This is a genomic window from Saccharopolyspora sp. NPDC003752 (assembly GCF_053605825.1).
Genome location: NZ_JBSGJZ010000005.1, coordinates 99891 through 123898 on the forward strand (window position 1 = coordinate 99891; position 24008 = coordinate 123898).

Here is a 24008-nt window from a genome sequence, read left to right on the forward strand (position 1 = left end):
AGTGGCACCAGCCGACGGCCGCGAACCGCATCCAGGCCGGTGACCTGGACCGGGCGTTCTTCCAGGCGCGCGCGCACCCGACGCGGTTCGAGGCGTACGCGCGATCCGCGCGGGTGGACCACCCCGACGCGACCGACGGGGAGGTCACTGAGCTGGTCGCGGCCGCGATGTACGCCGACGGCCTGATCGAGGACGTCGTCCCGGACTTCTGGGCGCGGCACCACGGCGGCGACCCGGCGGCCCTGGTCGTGGCGGCGGTGGTCGACGCAGGTATCCGCCGCTCCCCGCAGTACAACGGCCCGGTTCTCGGCATGCGGGTCCCGGTGGGGTTGGACGCGTCGCCGGAGCCGGGCGACGTGCTGGTGCTGAACGAGCCGCTGACGCGGTGGGTCGCCCCCGGCATCGCGGACCCGAACCTGATCGAGGCGACCATCCGGCCGCACTCCTCCGGATGGCTGCACTTCCACGAGACCGGCCTCATCGGGTACCCGGTGGCGCCGACGGGCAGCGCCTTCCGCGTGACGAGCGTCGAGCCGATCGTGCTGGAGGAAGTCGCGGTCTCCGGTGCCGAGACGTCGTCGGAGAGCAGCATCTCCTCGGACAGCACCTACCAGCAGGACAGCTCCGACGAGCCGGGCGACGCCGGCGACCTCCACTCGGCGAACTCCGACGAGGAATTCGCGGCGCAGCAAGACGAAACCGGCAACGAGGAGCCGGTCGACGAGTCCGCGTCGGTCAACTCGCTGGTCGAGCAGTTCATGGCGGAGCTGAACCGGTCGCCGGACGACGGGGAGGCGACCCGGACCCACGCCGATTCGACGTCCGCCGAGCAGCCGGAAACGCCGCAAGAATCCACAGTGGACGAGGCGACCGAGGAGACCTCGGACGGCTGGCAGGGCGGGCTGAGCCGCGCCGACGACGGCGAGCCGCTCGACGTCGAGATCCTGCTGTCCGGCAACGGGCACACCCTGCTGATCGACGTGCTGGGCGCCGCGCACCTGGTGACCGAGCAGGCGCCCCGCCCCGGCGGCATCACCAGGCTGTTCTTCGCCGCGGACGAGCACGTGGACATCGACGCGACCGGCCGCGTCCACGCGTTCCAGGTGGCCGCGATCCACCTGGAACACATCCCGGCGCCGGAGAACATCTCGCCGAGCCAGGTCTCGGAGCGCTGGGGTGCGCCGAGCGTCGCCGACGACGGCACGGTCACGCAGCTGTCCGCGGACGGGCGCTGGCGCCGCACGGCCGGTGGGGAGCAGGGCCGGATCACGATCGAGCTGGTCGAAGGGGGGAACCACGGCGAGCAGATGACCGGGCGGCTGCACCGGCCGTCCCAGTTCCGCACCGAGTTCGGGCAGGTCCAGGACTCGGCCCTGCTGGCGGAGTACAAGTTCTACCGGAACGACCTGGCCGACTGGTTCGGCGGCACCGAGACGGCCCTCCTGACGGCCCACGTCGGCAGCCACCACCCGGTCGCGCCCGCCGCGAGTCCGCAGCCGCCCGGCGATGCCGCGAACCAGGGGCACACGGGCCGGATCTTCCCGCCGCCGATGTGGCGGACGGACGGCCAAGTCCTGTACCGGGTGGACGGGCGCAGCCCGGAGCAGTACTTCCCGGGCGGCTTCCGCTCGCAGAACCCGGAGAACTGGTTGCCCGCCGGCGGTCTCGACAGCGGACCCGACGACCTGGCGGAGGGGCGGAACCAGGACCTCGCCCAGTACGTGAACAACAACTACAAGTCGATGTACGTCTCGACCTCGCGCGCGGCGGACTTCTCCCGGAACACCACGCGCTGGCAGACCGAGATCGTGACGCCGCACAGCGGGATCGACGTCAACGCCACGCTGGGCCCGGCGACCAACAAGGCGCACGAGCTGGAGATCGCGTTCTTGGCGGTCGGCGGCGAACACCTGCGTTCCGCCCGGTTCCAGGGCCGGCCGGACCTGCACGTGGTGAACCCCGATTACCGGGGCGCGGCCGGCGGCTCGATGCCGGACCAGAGCCTGACCAGCATGATCACGCTGACCAACCTCCTGCGGCGGCGCGGCGCCTGGTCGGGGCAGATGCTGGCGGAGGGCAGCACGCCGGACCCGGCCACCGAGGACGCGTTGGTCGAGGCCATCCGCGACGCCGTCCGGGACCTGGACGAGCAGGTCGCGTTCGAGCTCGGCATCTCGCTGGAGCACCTCGAAGAACTGCGCGCCGATGGTGGTTTCGACGAGGGGCTGCTGCTCGACCTGGTCCGGGCGTTCGCGGCGGACGACTCGATCAGCGCCGCCGACCTCATCGCGCTGCACCAGCTCGCCGGTGACCTGCACCAGTACCTGGAGGCCGGCGGCTTCAACGACCGCGTCGCCCTCTACACCCGGCTGAGCGGTGACCTGGCCGAGCTGCGGGATCGGCTGGTGGAGGACATCGCCTGGGCGAACGAGTGGCGCGGCACCGCGCTTGCCGAGGCGCGCGTCACGGACTTCTTCGAGCCGCAGAACCTGGATGCCATCAACTACCAGCGGATGTGGACGGGCTCCCAAGAGCTCGAAGACGCCTTCTACGACGTTTATGACGCGGTCGCCGACTTCGGCAGCGGCGGCGCGCTGGACGCCGCGCTGGTCGCGGCGAACCACGCCGCTTCGGGCAAGATCCACGAGGCGTACCCGGCTTTCACCGGCGATCTCCAGCGGCAGCGCACTCGGGCGATGCTCGTCGAGGCGTTGGTGAACCAGGGCGTGCGCGAGTTCCCGCCGTTCCACGGCAACGAGGTGCACGGTGAGATCCGCTGGGCGGGCTGGCTGGGCGACCTGCGGCCCGGCGGCGAGTTCCGGCTGCCGACCGCCGCCTTCGGCTCGGCCACCCCCGGCGAGGGCACCGCCAAGGTCGTGTTCCGGTCCCCATCCGAGACGAACCTGCAGTCGGCGCACTCGCTGCTGGACGGGCGAGTCGGCATCCCGGCGGGCACCACCTTCCAGGTGGTGTCGGTCAGCGACGAGCAGGTGGTCCTGCAGGGAGTCGGCGTGGCACCGACGACCCCGGACGCCGCCGCGGGCACGTTGGCCGAAGAGGGCGCCGCGCAGCAGGCGGAGCAGTCCCCGGCCGACGCTGCCCTGCAGTGGCTGGAGCAGCAGGGCCTGCAGATCCTGGCCGATCAGGCGTGGTTCGACGCCTCCCGCGATGTGCCGCTGCTGCAGGACCTGCTCGGGTTGGGGCTCCACCCGGGCATGCTCGTCGATTTCGCCCTGCGATTCGGCTGGATCCCCACCGAGGTCCCGCAGGTCGCGAATGATTTCCACCTCGTTCCGGGTGCTCTGCTCCACGCCTCCCTGGTCTTCAACGCACGGCCGGGCGACCTGGCGGTGCTGTTCTCGGCGGAGCTGCGCCGCCGCATGGACGACGACTGGGTGAAGTGGATGCGCGGCGGGCTCGACAGGCTCGGCCTGCGCGAGCCGAGGGCGTTCGAGGGTGCGGTGAACTACACCCGGGGCTTGGGGCTGCGGCTGGACAGCATGGGCCAGCACCTCCTGCTCAGCGATCTCTCGCGCGGCCTGGGCAATGCCTTCGGCGGCCTCACCGGCGAGTTGACCCGGATCTTCTTCCGCGAGTTCCAGGCGCTCCAGGCCGGCCCGGAAACCGTCGAAACCGCGCTGCGGAACTTCGCGGCGCTCGCGACCACCGGCCACTTCGAGGGCCAGGTGACCGGCGAACTGCAAGAACTGGTCGATGGGCTCCGCACTCGCAGCGAACAGGACGGCTGGCAGCCGATTCCGCCGGAGGACCTGCTGCGCGCAGCACGGTTGTGGCCTGGGAACTTCTCCTACGCCCTGCCGGAGAACACCACGTCGCAGGATGCCGCGACGGCCACGCAAACCGGGGGACCGCCGCACGAATCCACAGTGGAGTCCGCCGTCGTTCTCGGCGAGATCGACGAATCGTCCACGATGAGCGATGCGTCGGGCGGCACGCGGCAGCCGGAACGCACCGGTACCCGGGAGGTGGCCGAGTCCTCGGCCGCGGCGCGCGCCGGGGAGAACCTGGCGTCCGCGGTGGCGCACACCCCCGTGTGGGGGGAGCGCACCGAGTTCCGGCACGAGAACTCGACGGATCCGGTCGGCCACTTCCGGCTCGACCGGACCGGCGACCGCGTGCTGCTGGTCGACCGCCTCGGCGCGGCCCACCTCGGGACGTGGAGCCGGGATGAGGGCGGCGCCCTGCTGCTCGAATTCCACCACCGGCGCGGTGCCGATTCCAGGTACGGCAAGATCATCCGATTCGACGAGGCCACCGGGAACGTCGTGCAGGAAGACGTCCTCGCGGACCCGGACGACCTCCCCGGCGGGGACGCCATCCAGCTGACGCAGAAGAAGGCCCGCTACGTCAAGCTGACCCAGATCCCAGAGCACGCCGAGGTCGAGCGGTGGGGAGTCCCGGAGACGCGCGGTGACCAGGTCGTCCAGGTCAGTCCGGACGGGCTGTGGCGGCGAACCGCCGACCTCGGCGGCCATGTCGAACTCACCCCGATCGGCGGCGAAGACCGGTTGGAGGTCCATGCGAAGCTGCTTGACGGGAGTTACCACTGGTACCTGTCGAAGGAGCCCGGGGCGAACGCCTACGCAACGACCCGGATCGGCGAATGGCACGCGGTCGTGCCGCACCGGCTCAGCCGGTACGCCCCCGCCGGTGACCCCCTCGCGGCCGCCCTCGACCGGTCGGTGCCGTTGCGGGACGCGGTCCCCGCGCAGCTGGTCTACCTGCAGGGGCCGCTCTACGTGTACCGCGCGGACATGCGGCCGCCGAGCGAGATCCGGTCGGCCGGCGGATTCTGGCCGAAGAGCGGGGAGAACGCGAACCTCCTGTCCTACGTCGCCGACAACAAGGCGTCGATCTACGTCAGCACGTCGTTGCGGTCCAACATCAGCATGTCCGGCAAGGGCTGGCGGTACCGCATCTTCGTGCCCGGCGGGATCTGGGTGAACGGCACGCTCGGGCCGAGCGCGGCGAAGCCGCACGAACTGGAGGTCGCGCTCCCCGGTGGGGTCGGCTACGAGAACGTCCACGGCTTCGAGTACCTGGGCAAGAACGAGGAGGAGTTCACAGCGGGCGTCCGCGACGTCGTGCCGGCACCGCTGCCGGCATTCGTCGAGGGCGCCAAGCAGCAGGCGTTCCTGCACAGCCCGGAGTTCGCTCCGCTGAGCGCCGCGGCTTTGTGGGAGCGGCGGTTCCAGGAGCAGCTGGCGTGGCTGGCGAAGGGCAAGTGGAATCCCTACGCGGTTCCGTCCGGTGAGGTGCTGGCGATCGCTCGGGAGGCGGGTGTCCAGCCGGCGCTGAACATCAGCACCGAGGGCGAGGCGGGCCGGCGGCACCGGCAGCAGGAGCAGCGGTTCCGCGAACACCTGGCGATGATCCAGCACGTGCTGCAGCAGGAAGGCGAGCACGGCGCGAAGGCGTTCGCCCGCGGCTTGGCGGAGTACTCCGGCTTCTACTCGCAGCGCGGCCGCCTGTTCGGCGGGCTCCCGAACCGGGCGCAGGGACCGGACAACGCCGGGACGTCGAACCAGACGGGCAGATCGCTGGGCGCTTCGATCCTCGACGGGATGCGGTACTGGCGACGCTTCCGGGGCTTGTCCCCGGAGGGCCGGCAAAGCGTGCTGGACAACCCCGATGAGCGGGCAGAGCTGGCTCGCCGACTTCACCGGCGGAAGGTGAAGGGGAAGGACACCTACCAGGAGATCGTGGCGTCGACCGGTCTTTCCGAGGACCAGATCAGGACGTTGATCGAAGAGGCTTCGAGCCCGCAGGAAAGGGCCAAGCGGGACAGCCATGGGAACCTGGTCGGCGGTGCGTCGTGGTACTGGGCGTTGATGCGGGATCTGTCGCCGGTGCAGCGGCTGGAATTGCTGGCGGACCCGGAGCGGAGGGCCGAGCTGGCCCGGCGATCCCAGAAACGGCACATCTCGTACGCGGAGATCTCGAGGCTCAGCGGTTTCTCCGAGGCCGACATCAGGCAGGTGGTGGCCGAGGATCGGGCACGCGATGCGCAGCGTGCCGGAGGGCAGCCGTCGACGAGCCAGAACACCGGTCAGCAAGCACAGGCCAGTGCTGGTGCCGCCAAGCGGAGTGCCACCGATGACGAATCCGGCGAGTCCGCGAAGCGGTTCCGCGAGCTCGATGCCGGGGCGTTCTCGCCGCTGACGGATCGCGTGGACGATCTCGGCGGGGACGGCTCCGGCGACTGGATCGCGCAGCTGGACCTGGTGGACGTCGATCTGCCCGGTGCCGAGTCGTCGGCCGCAGCGGCGAGCGGCGATGCGTCCGGGGGCCGACCTGCCGATGACCACCAGATCCAGGAGATCGATCCCGAAGAGTTCTTCGCCGGCTGGGCGGATCAGGCCGATGCTGGTGGGTTGGACGACGACGGCATCGGTGATCTGGTCGCCGGGCCGGTGCAGCAGCACGTCCTTGCGTCGGAGAACGTTCCGGCCAACGACAACGCGATCTACATCCCGGCGGATCCCGACGACAACGTCCGCCTGCTCGGCGGTGCCCGGCCGGAGTCGAACGTGCACGGCCCGGGCGAGTCCTCGTCGGCGCCGGACTCCGGGAAGAAGCAGCCGACGCCCTCCGGCCGGGATGCCGATCCGGAATCGCGCCAGGACGACGGGTCTTCGGCGGAGAAGCGGCCGTCGCAGCGGGAGAAGGATGCTGCGGCCGTGGCGAAGTCGCTGGTGCGACTGGAGGTCCGGGCGTTCAGGGCCGAAGTCAAGGCCGATGGTGGGAGTCCTTCGGTGGACGAGTCCCGGCTGCAGGCCTTCCGCGAGCGCCTCGCGGGCGCTCTGGTCGACTCCGACACCAAGGGATTCGCGCGGATCATCAAGGAGCTGCGCCTGGATCTGCGCGGGCTCGACACGACGGCCGGGGCCGACCGGCGCCCCGGCTGGGAAGTTCGGTTCGACGCGCTGGAGGAATGGGCGGCCACGGGCAAGTGGAATCCCGATGCGCAGCCGTCCGACGAGGTGCGGGGGATCGCCGACCAGGCGGGCGTGCACCGGCTCAGCCTCGACGTGACCGAGGCGGACCGGCTCCTGGAGCGGCGGCACCTGGCGATGATCGCCAAGGTGCTGCGCGAGGACGGCCCGACGGAGGCCCTGGCGTTCGCCCGCGGCTTGGCGGAGCACTTCGCCGACTTCTACCCGCCGCGCGGCCGCCTGCTCGGCCGGGGGCGGGACTCGTCCGGCGCACCGCAGTCGTCCCAGGAAGACCAGGCATCGACCAGTTCCGGGCACGTCAGCGGGGGCGGAACCAAGCGACCGGCGTCCGAGGAGCAGGACGCCCCGCCCGCCAAGCAGGCGCGGACGACTCACGATGCGGCGTTCTCGCCGTTGAACGAGTCGGTGAGCGAGATCGATGGCAGTCCCGTCGACCTGCTGGCGGGCCTGGACTTCGTGGACGTTGACCTGTCCGGTTCCCACCAGGAGACGGCCGGAACTGCGGCAGGCCGGAAACCCCTGCCGGGGCGGGGCACGCCGGAGCGCCTCGCGGAGCTGCAGCGGTGGCGGCAGTTGTTCGCGCAGGGACAGACCTATGTGGCCATCGCAAGGGCATCCGCGTACGACGTCTCGAAGAACACGGTGGCCCGAGACGTTCAGTTCTACATGGATTCCGGATCCGGGACGATGGCCAGGCCGGACGGCTCGTCGGGCACCGACCAGCCTGGCCCGCCGACGCGCGAGAACAGCGGCACCGCGGCGGCGGCTCGGATGATCGCGGTCCAGGCCGGGCTCCACACCTCGACCGGCGGGGCGTTCGAGGACTACGTCCAGATGGTCGGCCGGGTCTACGCGAGCGACGGCGATCAGGCCGCCCGGGAATTCGCCGCCGGCCTGCGGGAATTCGCCGACGGTTCCGGATTCCCGGTGGACGTCCTCTTCGAAGGTGTCGAACCGGGGACCCGTCAGCTCGCGGACAACCCGGACGCCCGTGGTGGCGGCGGGGACCGTTCGTCGTAGGCGGTGGACGGCTGCCGCCGGCGCGTTCAAGCGCGCGGACCGTCCCGGTATCGGTTACTTGAACCGGTGCCGGAGACCGGGGAAGCTGGCGGTGCGCAGTGCGGCAACTGGAGTTTGGGGTTCGGAGATGACGCAGGACGAGCAGGACGCGGCGCGGCACGAGCTGCTGTTGCGCTTCGCGCCGATGCTGCCCGATGAGGTGGTGTGGCAGGCGCGACGCTGGCTGGTGGCCGGCCAGTGGTCCCACGCGGTGCGGCTGATCGCCCAGGTCTTCCGGGAGTGGAACGAACCCCTGCCCGCGGACACCCGCGAGGTCCTGCTCGACGGCGTCGACGCGGCCGTCGCCGAAGCGATCGGCGCGCTCGACGAAGCCTTCGACGTCTCGGTGGTGGCGTGGGACTTCCACGGCGCCGACGACCCGCTCTCCGAGACCTACGCCGCCGTGGTCCGCGAGTACCTGGAGTCGCAGCCGGGCACGCACACCGCGTGGCAGGCGTGGCGGGTGCCCGAGGGCGGCCCGGAGGAAGCGGCCCGCGCGATGCACCTGGTGGAGACCGAGGGCGGGATGAAGCCGCAGGTCATCGCCGCGGAGCTGGCGGAGCGGCTGTGGGACGCGGGGCTGGCCGGCCCGCAGGTCGAGGTGTTCCGCTCGGACAGCCCGCTGGACCCCTACTACCACGCGCCGGCGCTGGTGGCGGGCCGGGAGATCTTCGGCGTCGGCCCGGAGCCGACCATCGAACTCGCCCGCTTCGACGAGGAGAACGAGGAGCGCGAGCCGGCCGGGCCGGAGCGCGAGTCGCAGGTGGCCTACCTGAACTCGGGCGAGCCGCTGACCGAGGAGGACGACCTGGTCCCCGACCTGCTGACCGACAGCGAGGAGCCGGTCGTCCCGGTGACGCTGCGCACCGACGGCAGCTGGATCTGGTCGGATCTGACCACGTACTACCTGGAGAAGCACGGCATCGCCCTGCCGCCGGGGCTGCGGGCGCACATCGCCGAATCGGGTCCGGAGGCGCGGACCCCGACCCGTCGCGAGTGGGTGGCGATGGTCCGCATGGAGAACGCGGAGCAGCCGGCCGACGCCTGAGCTAGCCGGTCGCTTCCGGTGCCGCGCCGGTGCGGTTGTACTCGAGGACCGCGTCGAGGTATTCCCTTACCGCGTCCCGGTTTCTGGTCAGGCACCTGATCCGGTCCGTCATGCGGTCCCGCTCGTGCTCCAGGGTCGCGATCATCTCCGGCGTCGCGTCGGGGAAGTAGATGACCCGGGGTTTGTCCAGGCACGGCAGGATCTGCTTGATGATCCGGGTCGGCAGCCCCGCGTCGAGCAGCCCGCGGATCTGCATCACCCGGTCCACGTTGTACTCCGCGAATTCGCGGTAGCCGTTGGGGGAGCGGTCGGCGACGATCAGCCCCTGCTCCTCGTAGTACCGGATCAACCGCCGCGAAGTGCCGGTCCGCTCCGAAAGTTCCCCGATGCGCACGCCCAACTCCCGAACATCGACACGCATGTGATGGCTGGATCCTAAGCGCGGCCCTCCCGCCGCGGGGCGTACTGGAAACCGCTCCGGTACTCGCTCGGGGTGGTCGCCAGTTGGCGGCGGAAGGCGCGGATGAGGGTGTCGACGGTGCCGAACCCGCAGGTGGTGGCGATGCGGTCCAGGGTGGCGTCGGTCGTTTCCAGCCGGTTGCGGGCGAGTTCGACGCGGGCGGATTCGATGTAGGCGGTCGGTGTCATGCCGAGTTCCGCCTTGAAGATGCGGGCCAGCTGGCGTTCGGAGACCTGGGCGTGTTCGGCGAGCTCGGCGAGGCCGATGGGCCTGGTCAGGTTGCCGGTGATGTAGTGCCGCAGGTCCTCGATCCGGCGCGTGGTGGAGACCGGTTCGAGGGGCACGGAGAACTGGCTCTGCCCGCTGGGGCGCTTCAGGTACATCACGAGGTGGCGGGCCACGCGAAGCGCGACGGGCTCGCCGAAGTCCTCGGCGACCAGCGCCAGGGACAGGTCGAGGCAGGAGCTGATGCCCGCGCCGGTCCACACGGCGCCGTCGCGGATGAAGATCGGGTCGGCGTCCACGGTGACGGCGGGGTGGTCGGCGGCCAGCTGGTGGGCGGTCGACCAGTGCGTGGTGGCGCGCTTCCCGTCGAGCAGGCCCGCGGCGGCCAGGATGTGGGCGCCGACGCACACGGAGGCGATGCGGCGCGATGTGCCAGCGAGCTGCCTGACGCGGGCGGTGACCCGCGGGTCCGTCAGGGCGGTCACGCGCTGGTCGGCGTCGATGCGCACCGAGCCGGGAACCAGGAGGGTGTCGATGCGCTGGCCGCTGACCTCGTCGAACGTGGCGTCCGGCAGGACGCGCACGCCCGCCGCGGTGGTGACCGGGTCCGTGGTTTCGGCGACCAGGAGCACGCGGTAGCCGGTGTCGGTGTCGACTTCCCGCTGCAGCAGGGCGAACACCTCCGGCGGGCCGGTGATGTCCAGCAGGTCGACGCCGTCGAAGACGACGATGACGATCAGCCGCTTCAGCGCGGGCACGGGCTCTCCCCCAACGCGATGTCCAGATCTGCAAGTCGGGCGTCATTGCAGACACCACGGGGCGATCGTAGCGTCGATCACGTAGGCGCCGCCAGGGCGCCGAGCGATCCCGAAACCCCGCCTGAGGAGGGCTTTTCCCATGGCTTCCACGACGCTTCGCCAGCTCAACGGCTTCGGCGAAACGCCGGCGACCCTCGCCGACGCCACGCTGATCCTGGTCGACTACCAGAACACCTACACCCGTGGCGTGATGGAGCTGCAGGGCTGGAGCGAAGCCTTGGACGTCGCTGCGGTGCTGCTGGCGAGGGCGCGTGAGGCCGGGACGCCGGTGATCCACGTCGTTCACGACAGCGGCGAGGGCACGCCGTACGACATCCGCGCCGAGATCGGCCAGATCCATCCCAGCGTGGCACCGGTCGACGGTGAGCCCGTCGTGGTGAAGCACGCGCCGAACTCCTTCCACGGCACCGATCTGGAGCAGAAGCTCGCGGCCGCGGGTCGCGAGAACGTGATCATCGTCGGGTTCATGACGCACATGTGCGTCACCTTCACGAGCGAAGGCGCGTTCCTGCGCGGCTACGCGCCCACGGTCGTCGCGGACGCGTGCGCCACGCGGCCGCTGCCGTCCGCGAACGGGGACGTGCCGGCGGAGCAGCTCCATTCCAGCGCTTTGGCGACGATCGGCGACATCTACGGAGTCGTCGTGGCGAAGGGATCGGACCTGGAGTAGCCCGCACCGTGCGCCGTGCGTCCCGTGAGTGTTTTGGGGTGCCATAGCGCCCCAAAACACTCACGGCTTTCTGGCCACCAGGAGGCGGGGTGGCCGGCCGGCGCGAGGGGGAGGGAGGTCGCGCCGACCGGCCCGCCGCGCTTCCGGCAGCCGCCGCCGCTTCCCGGAACAACGCGACGGCGCGCCGCAACTCGGTTTGGTCGACCGAAAGCACACCGCCGGCCGGTGTCCACTCCGGCGGCGCGGCCGAGCCGTACCCGGCTCCCGGGGCCGAGGTGGGGGGCGTTGCGGTAGCCGCCGGTCGGACCGTCCAAAGGGGAAAGGGCCATGCGCCGAGATCAACCGATCCGGCCGGTTCCGCGCCACCGCCCGCCCGGAACCCTTGCGCTATCTGAACGTGCAAGTGCGCTTCCCCGACGCCCCTGTCCCTTATTCGGTTACTTGTCGAGCAGCGCGATCTTGACCAGGCTCAATGCCCGGGGCCCGGGCGCGGCCGGCGCTCCGGGTGAGACGGCTCCGCAGCGCGAACCGCACAACCCCGACCCGGCGGGAGCGGCTGGCAGAGACTCGACCGATGGGAAGCGAGAGATGAGCCCGAGCGGCAGCAAAGATCAGTCCACCGAGGGCGACCACCCCTGGGAGGGGGACAAGTACTACGGCGCGAGCGAGACCGGCGTCGCCTACCTCGCCGATCGCGAGCTGCGGAAGTCCAATGCGGACACCGAGATGATGCCCGCCATCAAGGAGTCCGCCCTGGCCGAGCCGGTCGCCGACGCCGGCACCGGCAGGGCCACGGCGGTCGAGGCCGGGACTGCGACCGCAGCTGCCACGGCGACGGTCACCAAGGCCAAGCCCGTCGCCGCCGCCAAGACCGCCGACGTCCCGTCGCGCCCCGGGAACCGCGTGTCCAAGCCGGTGGTGGCCGCCGCGGCCGTGGCCGGTCTGGTGCTGCTCTCCGTCCCGGTGCTGATCGCGGGGCTCCTCCAGAACGACGACACCCCCTCGCGCGCCCTGCCGAATCCGGCGGCCTACGAGGACGACGCCCAGGCGCAGTCCGGTTTCGTCCCGGGCATGGCGCAGGAGCAGCCGGTCCCGCCGCCGGGCATCCCGGACGGCAACCTGGTCCAAGGCCCCCCGCCGCCGGGCAGCCCGAACGACGGCGCGCCGGTGCCTCCTCCGCCAGCTGGGGAGATCCCGCGCGGCGAGATGCAGCCCGCTGTTCCGGCCGACCCCGCGCGCACCGCTGCCCACCCGGTCGTCTTCTCCGGCTTCGCCGGGCCCGGCTGCGGGAGCGGCAGCTTCAGCCGTCCCGGCTACTACGCCAACGGCAACCAGGGCTGGCTCAACAGCGGCGGCGCCCACGCGGCCGACGGTTGCGACGGTTCGTACTCCTCCCTGCCGATGTCGGGTGACCCGAACCGGGACGGTGACAACTCCGCGGTCTGGCGGTTCACTACTGGTGACGTCAAGCAGGGCAGCTGCCAGGTGTCGGTGTTCGTGCCTCGCGGCGACCTGCAGCACGTCGGCGGTGATCCGAGCTACTACACCGTCTACCAGGGCGACGAGACCAAGGGCCCGTCCGGCGATTTCCGGGTCTTCCAGACCAACCGGCAGGGCAGCTGGGTCGACGGTGGACGGTTCGCGGTCACCGGCGGACGGCTGACCATCAAGCTGCACTCCCGCGGCAAGGACTGGACCGACAAGGGCCCCACCTACGCGCACCACGCCGCTGCGCAGATGAAGATCGACTGCAGCGCCTGACGAAAGTCGGCGAATTCAGGAGGAAACCGTGTTCGTTTGGGATCAGGGCGTGATCATGCCCTCCGAGATGGACGGCTTCGACGAGCTCGACGAGGTGTTCCTGCACCTCGCACCGGAAATGTCGGACAACCTCAGCGCTGCGGTTGCCAACCACCTGGACAACGGAGACGAACTCGCGGCCGCCCAGGCGCTCGCGGCGTTCGCCGAGCGTCGGCAGCTGCCAGTCTCCCGGGCCGACCGGCGCACCCTGCGGGACGTGATCGAGTCGCACAACGGCGACCTGACCCGCATCGACCTGCTCGACGGCCGCGCAGGCGCGCGGCTGAACGGCGACACCCAGCTGCTCCCGGTCCTGCCCCGGCCGGCCCGGGAAACCGTGCCCATGCGCACGACGCCCCGCCCGCACGTCGCGGACGTCGCCGCGGCGCAGACCGCCGTGCTGCCGGCCATCCGGCCGCTCGGCACCGGCGCGCACCGCCGCTGGTGACCCGATCTCCCGGCCCCTCCCGCGGGCCGGGAACCGCGCTGCACCGCACACTCACTCCCGCGCCCAGAGTGTGCGGTGCAGTCGCGCATTGCGGAAAGTGCGCGATCGATTACCGCGGGCGCGCGACCCTTACAGATTCTTACAAGGTCCGACTGACGTTTACAGACCGTTGGGATCTCTTCGATCCCGGCCATTCCGCAGGTAGCGTTCCTGGTGTCAGAGAGGCCGCGGGCTAGTCGGAAATTCCCTAGCCCCACCAAATTCCGCCGAATCGCGACGAACAGCCGAAGAGGTCTGTGCCGCGGCGCGAACCGGCGACACCGGGAGTGAAGAACGTTGCTGGTTCGTGTGCTGTCCGACGTGACCGTGTTCGCCGACCGCCCCGAGTTGCAGGAGAAGATCTCCCGGCTGCTCGGCCAGGCCCCCGAGCGGCTGTCCGGCACCTCCGACGTCGCGGTCCTCGCCTACGGCGGAACGCTGCCGGCGGACGCCCTGGTGCACTGCGTTTCGCGGCTGAGCCGCTCCTACCGGGTGCTCGTGGTGCTGCCGGAGCAGGCCGCCGCGCAGGTCCCGGAGCTGCTGCGGGCCGGTGCGCTGGGCTTCATCGGCGACGGCTGCGACGACCAGGAGTTCTACGACGCGCTCGGCGTGGTGGCGCGCGGCGCGGTGTACGTCGCGTCGGGTTCCCGGGCGGCCCTGATCGGAGGCGGCGCCCCGGCGGAGCCCGCGCAGCAGGTGCTCACCCGGCGCGAGCAGGAGGTGCTGCGCTGGATCGCCGACGGCTACACGCACTCCCAGGCGGCCCGGCGGATGGGCCTGTCCGGGGCGACGGTCGACACGTACGTCAAGCGGATCCGGGCGAAGCTGGAGGTCCGCAACAAGGCGGAGCTGACCCGAAAGGCGATCGAACTGGGCGTCGTCCGACGGGAACCCCTTCTAGCAGCCGCCTGATCCCCAACCGATGCCTCGCCCGACAACACCCCGGCCACCCCACCCACGGCACCACCCGAGGTTCGGTCCTCCGCAATTTCAATGGAAATCAGAGCTCTGATTTCCATTGAAATTGCGGAAGTTGTCCACAGGACCCGGCGTGTCGGGCTCCGACACGCCGAAGGTTCGCAGTTTCAATTGAAACTGCGCCGGAGACCCGGCGTGCCAAGGCCGAGCCTCAACCGGCCAGCGGCAGGCACGCGGTGAACTGGCAGCCGCCCTCGACGTTCTGGACGGCGACGCCGCCGTGGTGCGCCTCGATGATGCCGCGCACGATCGCCAGCCCCAGCCCGCCACCGACGTCCTTGCCCGCCGGGCGGGACGGGGTCCCCCGCCAGCCCGGTTCGAAGACCTTGTGCAGGTCCGCCTCCGGAATTCCGCCGCAGGCGTCCGAAATGGACAGCACCGCCCGGCCCTCCGCCGCGTGCGCGCACACCGTGACCGCGCCGCCGGGGTGGGTGTGCCGGACGGCGTTGCTCAGCAGGTTCCCCAGCACCCGGTTGATCTGGCGGATGTCCACCCGCACCGCGACCGGCTCGATGCCGCCCGGCACCAGCCGCACGCCGCGGCTGCGGGCCTGCGGCTCGATCGCGGTCACCGCGTCGCTGATCAGGTCCGCGAGCGACACCGGCGTCAGCGACAGGGTCAGCGAGTTGGACTGGATGCGGGACAGGTCGAACAGGTCGCCGACCAGGTGGTCCAGCCGCTGCGTCTCCTGCAGGATCAGGCCCAGGTAGCGGTCCTGGTCGCGGGCCATGCCGTCCTGCAGCGCCTCGGTCATCGCCCGCAGGCCCGCCAGCGGCGTGCGCAGGTCGTGCGACACCCACGCGATGAGCTGCCGCCGCGACGCCTCCAGCAGCTGCTCCTGCTCCCGCGAGGCGGTGAGCGCGGCGCTGGTCGCGGCGAGTTCCTGGGTCAGCACGGCCAGCTCCGCCGAGCCGGACTGGGCGGGCGCCGCGAACCGGCCGTCCTCGCCCATGGTGCGGGTGGCGCGCGCGAGGTTCCGGCTGCCGTGCAGGATCCGCCTGCCGAGCAGCAGGCACAGCATCACCGACACCGCGGCCGTCGGGATGCACGCCAGCAGCACAGCGGTCATGCCGCGCACGGTGAACAGGTCGAGGAATGCGAGCACCACGAAGGTGAAGCCGATGGAGATGGTGGTGATGACCGCGAGCATCATCATCATCACGACGAGCGACCCCCGCCGCAGGAACCACAGGATCCAGGCGCCGAGCAGGCCCACGGCCACCGAGCACCACAGCGATACGAGCGCGACGAAGATGAGGTCGTGCATGACCTTCGTTTCTGTTGCTGTCGACCAGGTGTTTACATCTGGTAAAGGTGCATCAGCGGCAGGTTCCCCCCAGATCTGGGCAAAGTATAAGCTACGGGCTGAAACGCGGTGTCCCTTTCGGGAACGTCGCCTTCCCCGATTTCTGGAGTAAGTGTGGCGTCGGATACTGATCGGAACGGGGGCGCTGGGTCGCCCGAGGACCGCTCTCTGGATTCGTTGCCGCCGGAACTGCGGCTCTACGTGCCGGCGGAGGGCACTCCGATCGAATCGGCGAAACCCGACGAGCCGTCCTACGAAAAGGTCCCGCTGGCCTCGCTTTCCGGCGCGGCGCGGCCGGAACCGGCGCCCGCCGCGGACGTTCCGCCCCAGCCGGCCAAGGACGTCGGCCTGCCGTCGAAGGTTTCGCTGATCTCCCTGGCCGCCGCGGCGGTCATCCTCGTCTCCGTGCCGTTCGTGCTCGCGGTGCTGTTCTCGGGCGACGACGACACCCCGGGGATGGCCGCGGACGGCGTTCCGATCGACGCGGTGGAGGCGTTGCCGGGGCATGAAGCCATGCCGGAACCGGTGCCGGCACCGCCCGCGCAGCCCGAGCTGACGGCCGGGAACGACGTCCCCCCGGCACGGGGCGAGGAGCCCGCCGAGACGGGGAAGAACCCGCTGCCCCCGCCGGATCAGTCGACGGTGAGCGGGCCGAGCGGCGGGAGCGGCACGCTCATCGCCGGGGCGGGCTGCTCGAACACCGCGACGGAGAAGTACCAGGCGGTCGGCTACCACTCGAACGGCAGCGAGGGCTGGTACATCCGCAACGGCGGTGCCGCCGACGGCCGCTGCCGCGGCACCTTCGATGCGATGCCGATGTCCGGAGACCTGGACGCCTCCGGCCCCAGCAACTCCGCGAAGTGGACCTTCGACGTGTCGGGCAAGGTGACGACCGGCACCTGCGCGCTGTCGGTCTACATCCCCAACGACGGCGACCGCCGCAACGTCGGCGCGACCAAGGCGCACTACTCGATCTTCAATTCGTTCGAGCAGGGCGCGGCGAACGTGATCGGCGTGAAGGACATCAACCAGGTCACCAACCTCGGCAAGTGGGTGGACCTCGGGTCGTACCAGATCACCCAGGGCAAGATCTCGGTGAAGCTGCACGACCGGGGCGAGGACTACGCGGGCGGCGCGGACGGCGAAGGCGCCCACATCGCATCGACCCAGGTCCGAGCCACCTGCACCCCGGCCTGACGCGGCTACGCCACCACCAGATCGCGACTTCTGCGCGCGGAGAAACTGGAAGCGGTTGCCACGGCGGAAAAGTCCGGACGACTTACTGTCCTTTGTGGACGAGCATGCGCCCGGCATCGCAGTGGTGGACGTGCGAAATGCCGCCGACGCACACAGACGAGGGTCGCGGTAGACAGTCGGGGCGCGACGGCATCAGCCGTCGCGCCCCAACCATGCTAAGCAGCCGGTTCCAGCACGAACACCGGAATCTCGCGCGAGGTCTTCTCCTGGTAGTCCGCGTAGTCCGGATAGGCGGCGACCGCGCGCGACCACCACAGCGCCTTCTCGTCCCCGGTGACCTCCCGCGCCACGTAGTCCCGGCGCATCGGCCCGTCCTGCAGTTCGACAGTGGGGTTCGAGAGCACGTTGTAGTACCAGACCGGGTGCTTCGGCGCCCCGCCGAGCGAGGCGACGGCGGCGTAGGAGCCGTCGTGCTCCACGCGCATCAGCGGGGTCTTGCGGAGCTTCCCGGACTTGTTGCCCTTGGTGGTCAGGACGATCACCGGCAGCCCGCGCAGAGTGGTTCCCCTGGTGCCGCCCGAGCCTTCGTACTCCTCGACCTGGTTGCGCACCCACTCCGTCGGGCTGGGTTCATATTCGCCGGTCAGCGGCATTGAAGCGCTCCTAACGTCAGCGTCAACGGCGCCTGTGGAACGCCCCCTGGGAGGCCCCTATTCCCCTGCCGCCGACCGGCGAACCCGCCAGGATCAGTCGAAGACGGTGACGCCCTGGGCGGCGGGCTGCAGCGTGCCGACCTTCATCGACTTGATCGGGAACTCCGCGTAGAGCCCGCCGTTCCCGGTGTTGGTGCCGTCGGTGCCGAAGACGGTGGCGTTCACCGCGTCGCCGGCGCCCGGCACGCCGACCTGGAATCCGGTGGCGGTGAAGGTGTTCGAGTCGCCCTTGTCGCCGAGTTCGATGAGCACGCCGGCGAAGCCGGTCTCGCCCGGGTCGAGGCTGAAGTCCGTCGGGCCGCCCGGGATCTCGACCTGCTGGGTCGGCACGTCGATGGTGCTGTTGGTCATGTCGAGCGGCGTGACCGTCGCCCAGCCGTTCAGGTCGCAGACCTTCTGCGACTTGTTGGTGACGGCCATCAGCAGGACGCCGGGGCGGTCGGGCTGGACGTTCAGGTCGACCTTGAAGTCACTGGAGGTGCACTTGGCACCGGTGGTGCGCTGACCGCTGCCGGGCGCCTGGCCACCGGCGGTCATGCCGGCGGAGGGCTTGGAGTCGCTCGTCGACTTGCCGTCACCGGCGGACTGGTCGGGGTGGAACTCGCCGGGGGCGATCCCGGCGGCCGCCGCGGACCCGTCGGTGGTGCCCTGCGTGGTCTGCGGCGCTGCAGCCGGCTGGCCGCATCCGGCGAGCAGGAGGGCGCCCCCGACGAGTCCGGAGATCGCGCCGAGCGTCCGAGTGCGGTTGAGCTGCATTGGTGTCCCCTTCGAAAAGCTGTTTCGTTCCCCTTTGCCCCGAAAGACGTGTACCGCCCGCCGGGGTTGTCAATGAGCCGAAAGAAGTTTTCAAAACTCGCTGACCTGCAGTGATGTAATCACAGGATCACGCTGCTCCCGAAGCCGGGCGGCAACGGGTGAAGCGCCCCGGCGCCGAACGTAGACAGCCTCGGGCGCTGCGGCGGCCACGGGCCGGAGGGGGTGGGGGAACCCCTCACCGCAGGGCAAGGCGGGTGCGGATGTGACCTTCATCGGCGAAGAAGCTGCGACCGGTACCGCACAAGATCGCCCGGACCTTGTAACCTTGGGCACGCGGGTCGTTAGCTCAACTGGCAGAGCAGCGGACTTTTAATCCGCGGGTTCAGGGTTCGATCCCCTGGCGACCCACCAAAACCCCAGGTCACACGGCCTGGGGTTTCGCTTTTGTGGATGCCGAGCCACACCTTTCCCACACATAACTACTCGTCGGCCTCGTCGCCGGCCGCATCGAGCGCTGACTGCGTCTCGGCCCATGTACACATCCTGAGTCATCGGCGGCCGCGAGTGCCCGAGCTGGTTTGCGATCAGCCGGGCCGTCAACCCTGCCTCGTCAAGGGCGGCCCCGCAGGAACCGCCAGTGGCGGAGAAGGCCGCCACCCGATTCGGCCGGCCTCATCGAGCCGGGCACCTGGGCAAGCTTCAGCGAACATGCTGGGCGCGTCGCCGAGTTGGTCACCTGACCACTCCCGTCGAGCACGAATCCGCCGGCCGTGAGGTGCTCACCGGCTTGTGGTCCCGTCACGGAACACCACAACGTGATCTCACCCGAACCAAGAAGTGTCTCCGGGCAGCAGCCGAGGTCAAGGGCGTGCATGCGCGGGGACCCCTAGCCCCGCAGATCCACGTCCTTCGGAACTTCGCCCCTTGACTATCGCCAGCTGCCAAAATGATCAGGCGCGAGCGTCGGGCTCGCCGGAAGACGCTCCGGCCCGCCCGCACATCCGAGAGACTGGTGGCATGAACGCGCTGGTGTGGGTGAGCGAGTGGGAAATACAGTGCTGCGGCGAGCCGTTCGCGGTGGGCGAGCGCGTGGATTGGACGCTGCGCGACGATCCAGACCGCGAATGGCTGGCGGCGGCACTGGGACCCGAACTGGCCCAGAGCGTCTCGCACGTGGAGAGCCATCACAACGAGGTGCCTGAGGAAGTCTCGCCAGTACGCGCGAGGGTGCTGGGCATCAGGCGTGCTTACTGCCGATATGCGGCTGCCCACGGAGGCGATAGCCACCCCTACCCGGTGCCCGGTTCGGCGGTTCTGACCGAGGTGGACCGTGCTGATGGCTGGGAGGCCGAAATGTCCGGGCTGCACTTCAACGGGTATCTCGTCGAACTGGACGTTTTCCGCGCCGGTCCCGCCTGATCCGGGCGGGTGGCTGGGTTGGGTGGTTAGGGGAGACCGCTGTTTCGGACCAAGCTCCAAACGAGACACGCTCTTAGGCCCCTGATTTTAGTGCGCAAATCTCGCCCATCGCGCCGACAACACCACAGGCCAACGAACCGCGTTGCCGATTCCGGCCCGAACGTGAGCCAAGTCAGGTGATTCTCGCCAGCTGCCCGAAAGGATGGCTTCGTGTCGGTGAGGCCGCAGATGGCGAGCTGCACCGGTAGTTCCGGATTGCCGACTCATCGCCAAGAATCGACCGCGAAGGACCACAGGTGACCGGCTCTCACGGGAAGGTCGGGCGGTTCGTTTTCGCAGGTAGAGGGAAGTATCCGTAAACGACGAGAAACGTCGGGGATCACGGAAACGCCATCAGAAGGTCCCGTGTTCGAGGGCGGTCTGCGGTATCCGACTGGATGGCCGAGTCCGCCACGCGTTACCCTCGCAAAACAACCGCAGGTGTGGCCTCAGAATCCGCGGGTTCAGGACGATCGCTATGGAGCGGGTCCGCTGGCTGAAGCGCACAGGCATCTGTAAGCGGTCGCCGACGGCTGGAGCGCCCCAATCGTCTTCCCGGCTCAGCAGCGGGATTTCCGCGAATCGGCCAACGTGATGATCTTGTTGCCCTAGGGTGCGCGCTCATGGCAGATCAATCCGATCAGCGGGATGCGCTGCAACCCATCACCCGCGTTGCGACTGTGTTGTTCTACTACGGGGCGATCGTGCTTGCGGTCTTCGGGATTGCGGCCCTGTTCAGCACGAACTTCAGCTTCCTGGGCGTGAGCAAGGGTGAGGTCTGCTCGATCACGTCGGAGTACCAGATCCCGATCAGCAGCGACGCCAGCCCGGTGCCGAACGTGGTGCACCTGCACAGCGAGCTTGCCCAGGTGTGCACAACCGCTCCCACCGGTGCGGCGATCGCGCTGGGCCTGCTCTCCCGCCTCCCGAATGCGGTGCTCTACCTCGGCACTTTGTGGATGATCCTCAGGTTGTCCCGGATCGCCGGGCGGGATCGCGTCTTCAGCGAGCCCGTGGTGGCCTCGCTCCGCCGGTTAGCTTGGTGGTTGGTGATCGGCGGCGTGGCCGCAGCGGCGATCCAGTCGTGGGCCGAGGCGGACTTGGTGGCGCTGATCGTCCCGGACTCGCATTCCAGCGCGCCCCGGGCCTTCATGACCAATTTCCCGTGGGGCGTGCTGTTCGCCGGGGTTGGTGTGTTCACCGTCGCGCGGATCGTCCGCCTCGGCGTCCGGGAAACCAGAGCCGATTGATCCACGGGTGAGGTGCTGCGGGTCTTCCGGGGGCTACGACGCGTCCGGTGCGCACCTCTGCGCAGTGCAGGGGACCACGATCTCCATGCGGTGGGTAGTCGCCCGGGACGAGGAAGGTACGGACGCGCAGGACTGCTCCCGGCACGAAGCTCCGGCGGTGACGCCCGGACGTCCGGGGTAGCGCTGAACTCCAGCCACACTCACGCTGGGCTCCCTAAGTGGTCTTCGGGGTTCAACGGCAGCGGGGAGAGGTTGCCGACCAATTGCCAAAAATCACCCGCTAGCGACCGCAAACAACGGCAGGCAAGGCGAAATCGGTAGTCGGAGATCGCGCAGGTAACCAAAGATGTTGGCAGACGAAGGCAAACACTGGTGATCACGGAATCGAGAATCGCGGGCTCAAGGTTCGATTCCCTGGCGGCCCGCCGAAACCCCAGGTCGAAGGCCTGGGGTTTCGTGTTCGTGGGCTTCGCCCTTGCTTTGTCCCTGGAAAACTGTCGCGTGGAAACTGACAGGCGCGGTCGGCATTATGCTGCCCCCTGCCATGAGGGCGTTCCGCGGCGCAGGACCAGGGGAGGGTCGAGATGCCGATGATCGTGTGGTGGCGCAAGCCGCCCAGTGCCAAGGGGCGCTCTGATGGGCGAGCTCTCGTCGCAGCGCGCGTGTGCGTCGTCGGTCCATGGGTGTACCTCGTGGTCTTCCTTCCCGTGGCCGTTCTAGCGCCGGGCACGGCACAGATCGGCCTGTGGGGTCTGCGGGTGCTGGTGGTCATGGCCGTAGTAGGTCTGGTCGCCGTGTTTGTCCGGCGTCCCCACGACGATCAGGATGGTGACCTCGGCTTCACCCTCGGCTTCGGATCGCTGCTGTTGGTGCTGCCTGCTTTGGTGGGCGCGTTCTGGCCATTGGCTCTCCTTCCGCCGATCGTGCCGATCCTCATGGTGGCCGCGGCGATCCGCAGGCGCCTGCGCCGATGAGTCCGTACAGGCTGGTTCTGGGGGAGCTTGCACGCCCGCACCGCTCGGGGCGTCTCCAAGTCCACAGTGGATAGTTCGGTGCCGGGCTGCTGAGGGCTGATCTGCTCACAGCAGAGAAACCCGGGAACTGCGCCGGGGTGGCGGCATTGTCGGGGCATGACGGACCACGAGAAGCAGCCACTGTTCGACCACCGACTCCGAGAACGGTTCTTCAGCCAGCGGGTACTGGTCCTCGACGGCCCGCTCGACGACGACAACGGGACCGTGCTCGCCACCCAACTGCTGTCCCTCGCGAGCGAGGATCCCGGGAAGGACATCTCGTTGTGGATCCACTCGCCGGGCGGCTCGGTCTCCGCGATGCTGGCCATCCGTGACGTGATGCGGCTCGTGCCGTGCGACGTGGCCACGCTCGCGCTGGGACTGGCGTGCAGTGCGGGTCAGTTCCTGCTGTCCTCGGGCACACCGGGCAAGCGCTTCGCCCTCCCGCACGCCCGGATCCTGATGCACCAGGGCTCGTCCGGGATCAGCGGATCGGCGGTCGAGGTGGAGGTGCAGGCGGACGACCTGCGGCACACCCGGGACACGGTGCTCGGGATCATCGCGGAGGACACCGGCCAGCCGATCGAACGGATCTTCACCGACTCGCTGCACGACCGCTGGTTCACCACCGAGCAAGCGCGCGAGTACGGCTTCATCGACCACATCGTCGACAGCCTCGACCAGCTCGTGCCCGTGCGCACGCACAAACTGGGGCTCGGCGCGGCGACGGGAGCCGGCGAATGAGCACCTACACCATCCCCAACGTCATCACGCGCAGCGTGGGCGGCGAGCGGATCATGGATGTCTACTCGCACCTGCTGTCGGAGCGGATCGTCTACCTCGGCACCGCGATCGACTCGGGCGTGGCGAACGCGCTGATCGCCCAGTTGCTGCACCTGGAGGCGGACAACCCGGAACGGGAGATCAACCTGTACATCAACTGCGAGGGCGGTGACCCGTCCGCGATGCTCGCGCTGTACGACACGATGCGCTACATCAAGGCGCCGGTGGCGACGACGTGCGTGGGCCAGGCGGTTGCGGCCGGTGCGGTGCTGCTGGCCGCGGGCGAGGCCGGGCACCGATCCGTGCTGCCCCACACCCGGGTGGTGCTGCACCAGCCCGCGGCGCAGGGCCGCGGCGCCATCCCGGACCTCATCATCCAGGCGGACGAGGTGGTGCGGGTGCGCACCCAGATGGAGGAGATCCTCTCGGCGCACACCGGTCGCGGTGTCGCGGACCTGCGGCACGACACCGACCGGGACCGCGTGTTGGACGCGGCGGGCGCCGTCGACTACGGGCTCGCGGACCGCGTCCTCGATCACCGGACCTGAGACCGCGTCTCAGGCGGCCATGAGCACGGGTCCCGCGGGGCGGCGCCTGACCGCGGGGCCCGCGCTGCGGCGCTGCCGGACGTCGCCCGCGATGCCGGCGAGCAGGTCGGCCAGGTCGACGCCCAGCGCACCCGTGACCGCGGCGATCATCTCGCTGGAGGGCTCCTTGCGGCCGCGTTCGATCTCGGACAGGTACTGCGGCGAGATGCCGGCCCGCTCCGCGATGTCGACGAGGCGGCCACCCTGCTCCTCCCTGGTCGTGCGCAGGCTCCGGCCCAGCACCTCACGCCACAGCGGTTCCGGCTCACGATCCGGCAGGGGGGTGCGCTTCTGGTGGAAGGGGAGGATGTCCGCCATACCGTCATCCTGACACCGGCCCCGCGCCCGAGGGCAGCGGTTCCGCTCCCGGCGGAAACACCGGGCTCGGCCCGCAGGGCATCGTCGCTTGTCGTCGACATGCCG

18 protein-coding genes and 1 tRNA gene (1 of these 19 only partly in view) are annotated in these 24008 nt (G+C 69.8%); 13 read left to right on the forward strand and 6 right to left on the reverse strand.

Annotation, left to right across the window (positions count from 1 at the left end):
• Both ACWEV3_RS08550 and ACWEV3_RS08555 read left to right on the forward strand, forming a co-directional pair.
• Nucleotides 1-7997: the final stretch of a scabin-related ADP-ribosyltransferase gene (locus ACWEV3_RS08550; protein WP_452613266.1), read on the forward strand. It extends 24781 nt beyond the left edge of the window; 7997 of the gene's 32778 nt are visible here — the last part of the coding sequence; its start codon lies beyond the left edge, outside the window; its stop codon occupies nucleotides 7995-7997.
• Between the two features lie 127 nt (nucleotides 7998-8124).
• Nucleotides 8125-9084: a hypothetical protein gene (locus ACWEV3_RS08555; protein WP_452613267.1), complete on the forward strand. Its 960-nt coding sequence runs from the start codon at nucleotides 8125-8127 to the stop codon at nucleotides 9082-9084.
• A gap of 1 nt (nucleotide 9085) precedes the next feature.
• Here the strand turns inward: ACWEV3_RS08555 and ACWEV3_RS08560 are convergent, their stop codons facing one another.
• Both ACWEV3_RS08560 and ACWEV3_RS08565 read right to left on the reverse strand, forming a co-directional pair.
• A complete protein-coding gene (locus tag ACWEV3_RS08560) occupies nucleotides 9086-9478 on the reverse strand; it encodes a MerR family transcriptional regulator (protein WP_132492598.1) in 393 nt (130 codons plus the stop codon).
• Between the two features lie 41 nt (nucleotides 9479-9519).
• Nucleotides 9520-10527: a GlxA family transcriptional regulator gene (locus ACWEV3_RS08565; protein WP_452613268.1), complete on the reverse strand. Its 1008-nt coding sequence runs from the start codon at nucleotides 10525-10527 to the stop codon at nucleotides 9520-9522.
• Between the two features lie 139 nt (nucleotides 10528-10666).
• Between ACWEV3_RS08565 and ACWEV3_RS08570 the strand changes: the two genes are divergently transcribed.
• The 4 genes from ACWEV3_RS08570 to ACWEV3_RS08585 all read left to right on the forward strand — a co-directional run bounded on the left by ACWEV3_RS08570 (nucleotide 10667) and on the right by ACWEV3_RS08585 (nucleotide 14456).
• Entirely contained in the window at nucleotides 10667-11257 is a 591-nt protein-coding gene (locus tag ACWEV3_RS08570) for a cysteine hydrolase family protein (RefSeq protein ID WP_452613269.1), read from the forward strand.
• A gap of 588 nt (nucleotides 11258-11845) precedes the next feature.
• Complete coding sequence (locus ACWEV3_RS08575; RefSeq protein ID WP_452613270.1) at nucleotides 11846-13018, forward strand: hypothetical protein; 1173 nt, start codon at nucleotides 11846-11848, stop codon at nucleotides 13016-13018.
• A gap of 28 nt (nucleotides 13019-13046) precedes the next feature.
• A complete protein-coding gene (locus ACWEV3_RS08580) occupies nucleotides 13047-13505 on the forward strand; it encodes a hypothetical protein (protein WP_452613271.1) in 459 nt (152 codons plus the stop codon).
• A gap of 336 nt (nucleotides 13506-13841) precedes the next feature.
• Nucleotides 13842-14456 carry a response regulator transcription factor gene (locus ACWEV3_RS08585; RefSeq protein ID WP_452613272.1) on the forward strand — a complete coding sequence of 205 codons (615 nt, stop codon included), beginning with the start codon at nucleotides 13842-13844 and terminating at the stop codon, nucleotides 14454-14456.
• Nucleotides 14457-14673: 217 nt separating this feature from the next.
• On the opposite strand, the gene ACWEV3_RS08590 is transcribed toward ACWEV3_RS08585, so the two are convergent.
• On the reverse strand, nucleotides 14674-15789 hold the full coding sequence (locus ACWEV3_RS08590; protein ID WP_452613273.1) for a sensor histidine kinase: 1116 nt from the start codon (nucleotides 15787-15789) through the stop codon (nucleotides 14674-14676).
• 216 nt (nucleotides 15790-16005) lie between these two features.
• Here ACWEV3_RS08590 and ACWEV3_RS08595 point away from each other — a divergent pair, with 216 nt between their 5' ends.
• Nucleotides 16006-17025 (forward strand): hypothetical protein, encoded by a 1020-nt coding sequence (locus ACWEV3_RS08595; protein ID WP_452613274.1) that lies wholly within the window; start codon nucleotides 16006-16008, stop codon nucleotides 17023-17025.
• Nucleotides 17026-17240: 215 nt separating this feature from the next.
• On the opposite strand, the gene ACWEV3_RS08600 is transcribed toward ACWEV3_RS08595, so the two are convergent.
• Both ACWEV3_RS08600 and ACWEV3_RS08605 read right to left on the reverse strand, forming a co-directional pair.
• The gene (locus ACWEV3_RS08600; protein WP_452613275.1) at nucleotides 17241-17678 is read right to left on the reverse strand and encodes a nitroreductase family deazaflavin-dependent oxidoreductase; all 438 of its coding nucleotides are present in this window, start codon (nucleotides 17676-17678) and stop codon (nucleotides 17241-17243) included.
• 93 nt (nucleotides 17679-17771) lie between these two features.
• A complete protein-coding gene (locus ACWEV3_RS08605; protein ID WP_452613276.1) occupies nucleotides 17772-18494 on the reverse strand; it encodes a DUF4232 domain-containing protein in 723 nt (240 codons plus the stop codon).
• 335 nt (nucleotides 18495-18829) lie between these two features.
• Between ACWEV3_RS08605 and ACWEV3_RS08610 the strand changes: the two genes are divergently transcribed.
• From ACWEV3_RS08610 to ACWEV3_RS08635, 6 genes are all read left to right on the forward strand, one after another.
• Nucleotides 18830-18905, forward strand: a tRNA-Lys gene (locus ACWEV3_RS08610).
• Nucleotides 18906-19511: 606 nt separating this feature from the next.
• Nucleotides 19512-19913, forward strand: a complete 402-nt coding sequence (locus tag ACWEV3_RS08615) for a DUF6578 domain-containing protein (RefSeq protein WP_452613277.1) — start codon at nucleotides 19512-19514, stop codon at nucleotides 19911-19913.
• 662 nt (nucleotides 19914-20575) lie between these two features.
• Nucleotides 20576-21202 (forward strand): hypothetical protein, encoded by a 627-nt coding sequence (locus ACWEV3_RS08620; RefSeq protein WP_452613278.1) that lies wholly within the window; start codon nucleotides 20576-20578, stop codon nucleotides 21200-21202.
• 584 nt (nucleotides 21203-21786) lie between these two features.
• Complete coding sequence (locus ACWEV3_RS08625) at nucleotides 21787-22176, forward strand: hypothetical protein (protein ID WP_452613279.1); 390 nt, start codon at nucleotides 21787-21789, stop codon at nucleotides 22174-22176.
• Nucleotides 22177-22332: 156 nt separating this feature from the next.
• Nucleotides 22333-22959, forward strand: coding sequence for a ClpP family protease (locus ACWEV3_RS08630; protein ID WP_452613280.1), 627 nt, complete (start codon nucleotides 22333-22335; stop codon nucleotides 22957-22959).
• Nucleotides 22956-23546, forward strand: a complete 591-nt coding sequence (locus ACWEV3_RS08635; protein WP_452613281.1) for a ClpP family protease — start codon at nucleotides 22956-22958, stop codon at nucleotides 23544-23546. The genes ACWEV3_RS08630 and ACWEV3_RS08635 overlap by 4 nt, the downstream gene beginning before the upstream one ends.
• A 9-nt stretch (nucleotides 23547-23555) precedes the next feature.
• On the opposite strand, the gene ACWEV3_RS08640 is transcribed toward ACWEV3_RS08635, so the two are convergent.
• Nucleotides 23556-23903: a helix-turn-helix domain-containing protein gene (locus ACWEV3_RS08640; RefSeq protein ID WP_452613282.1), complete on the reverse strand. Its 348-nt coding sequence runs from the start codon at nucleotides 23901-23903 to the stop codon at nucleotides 23556-23558.
• Nucleotides 23904-24008 lie beyond the last annotated feature (105 nt).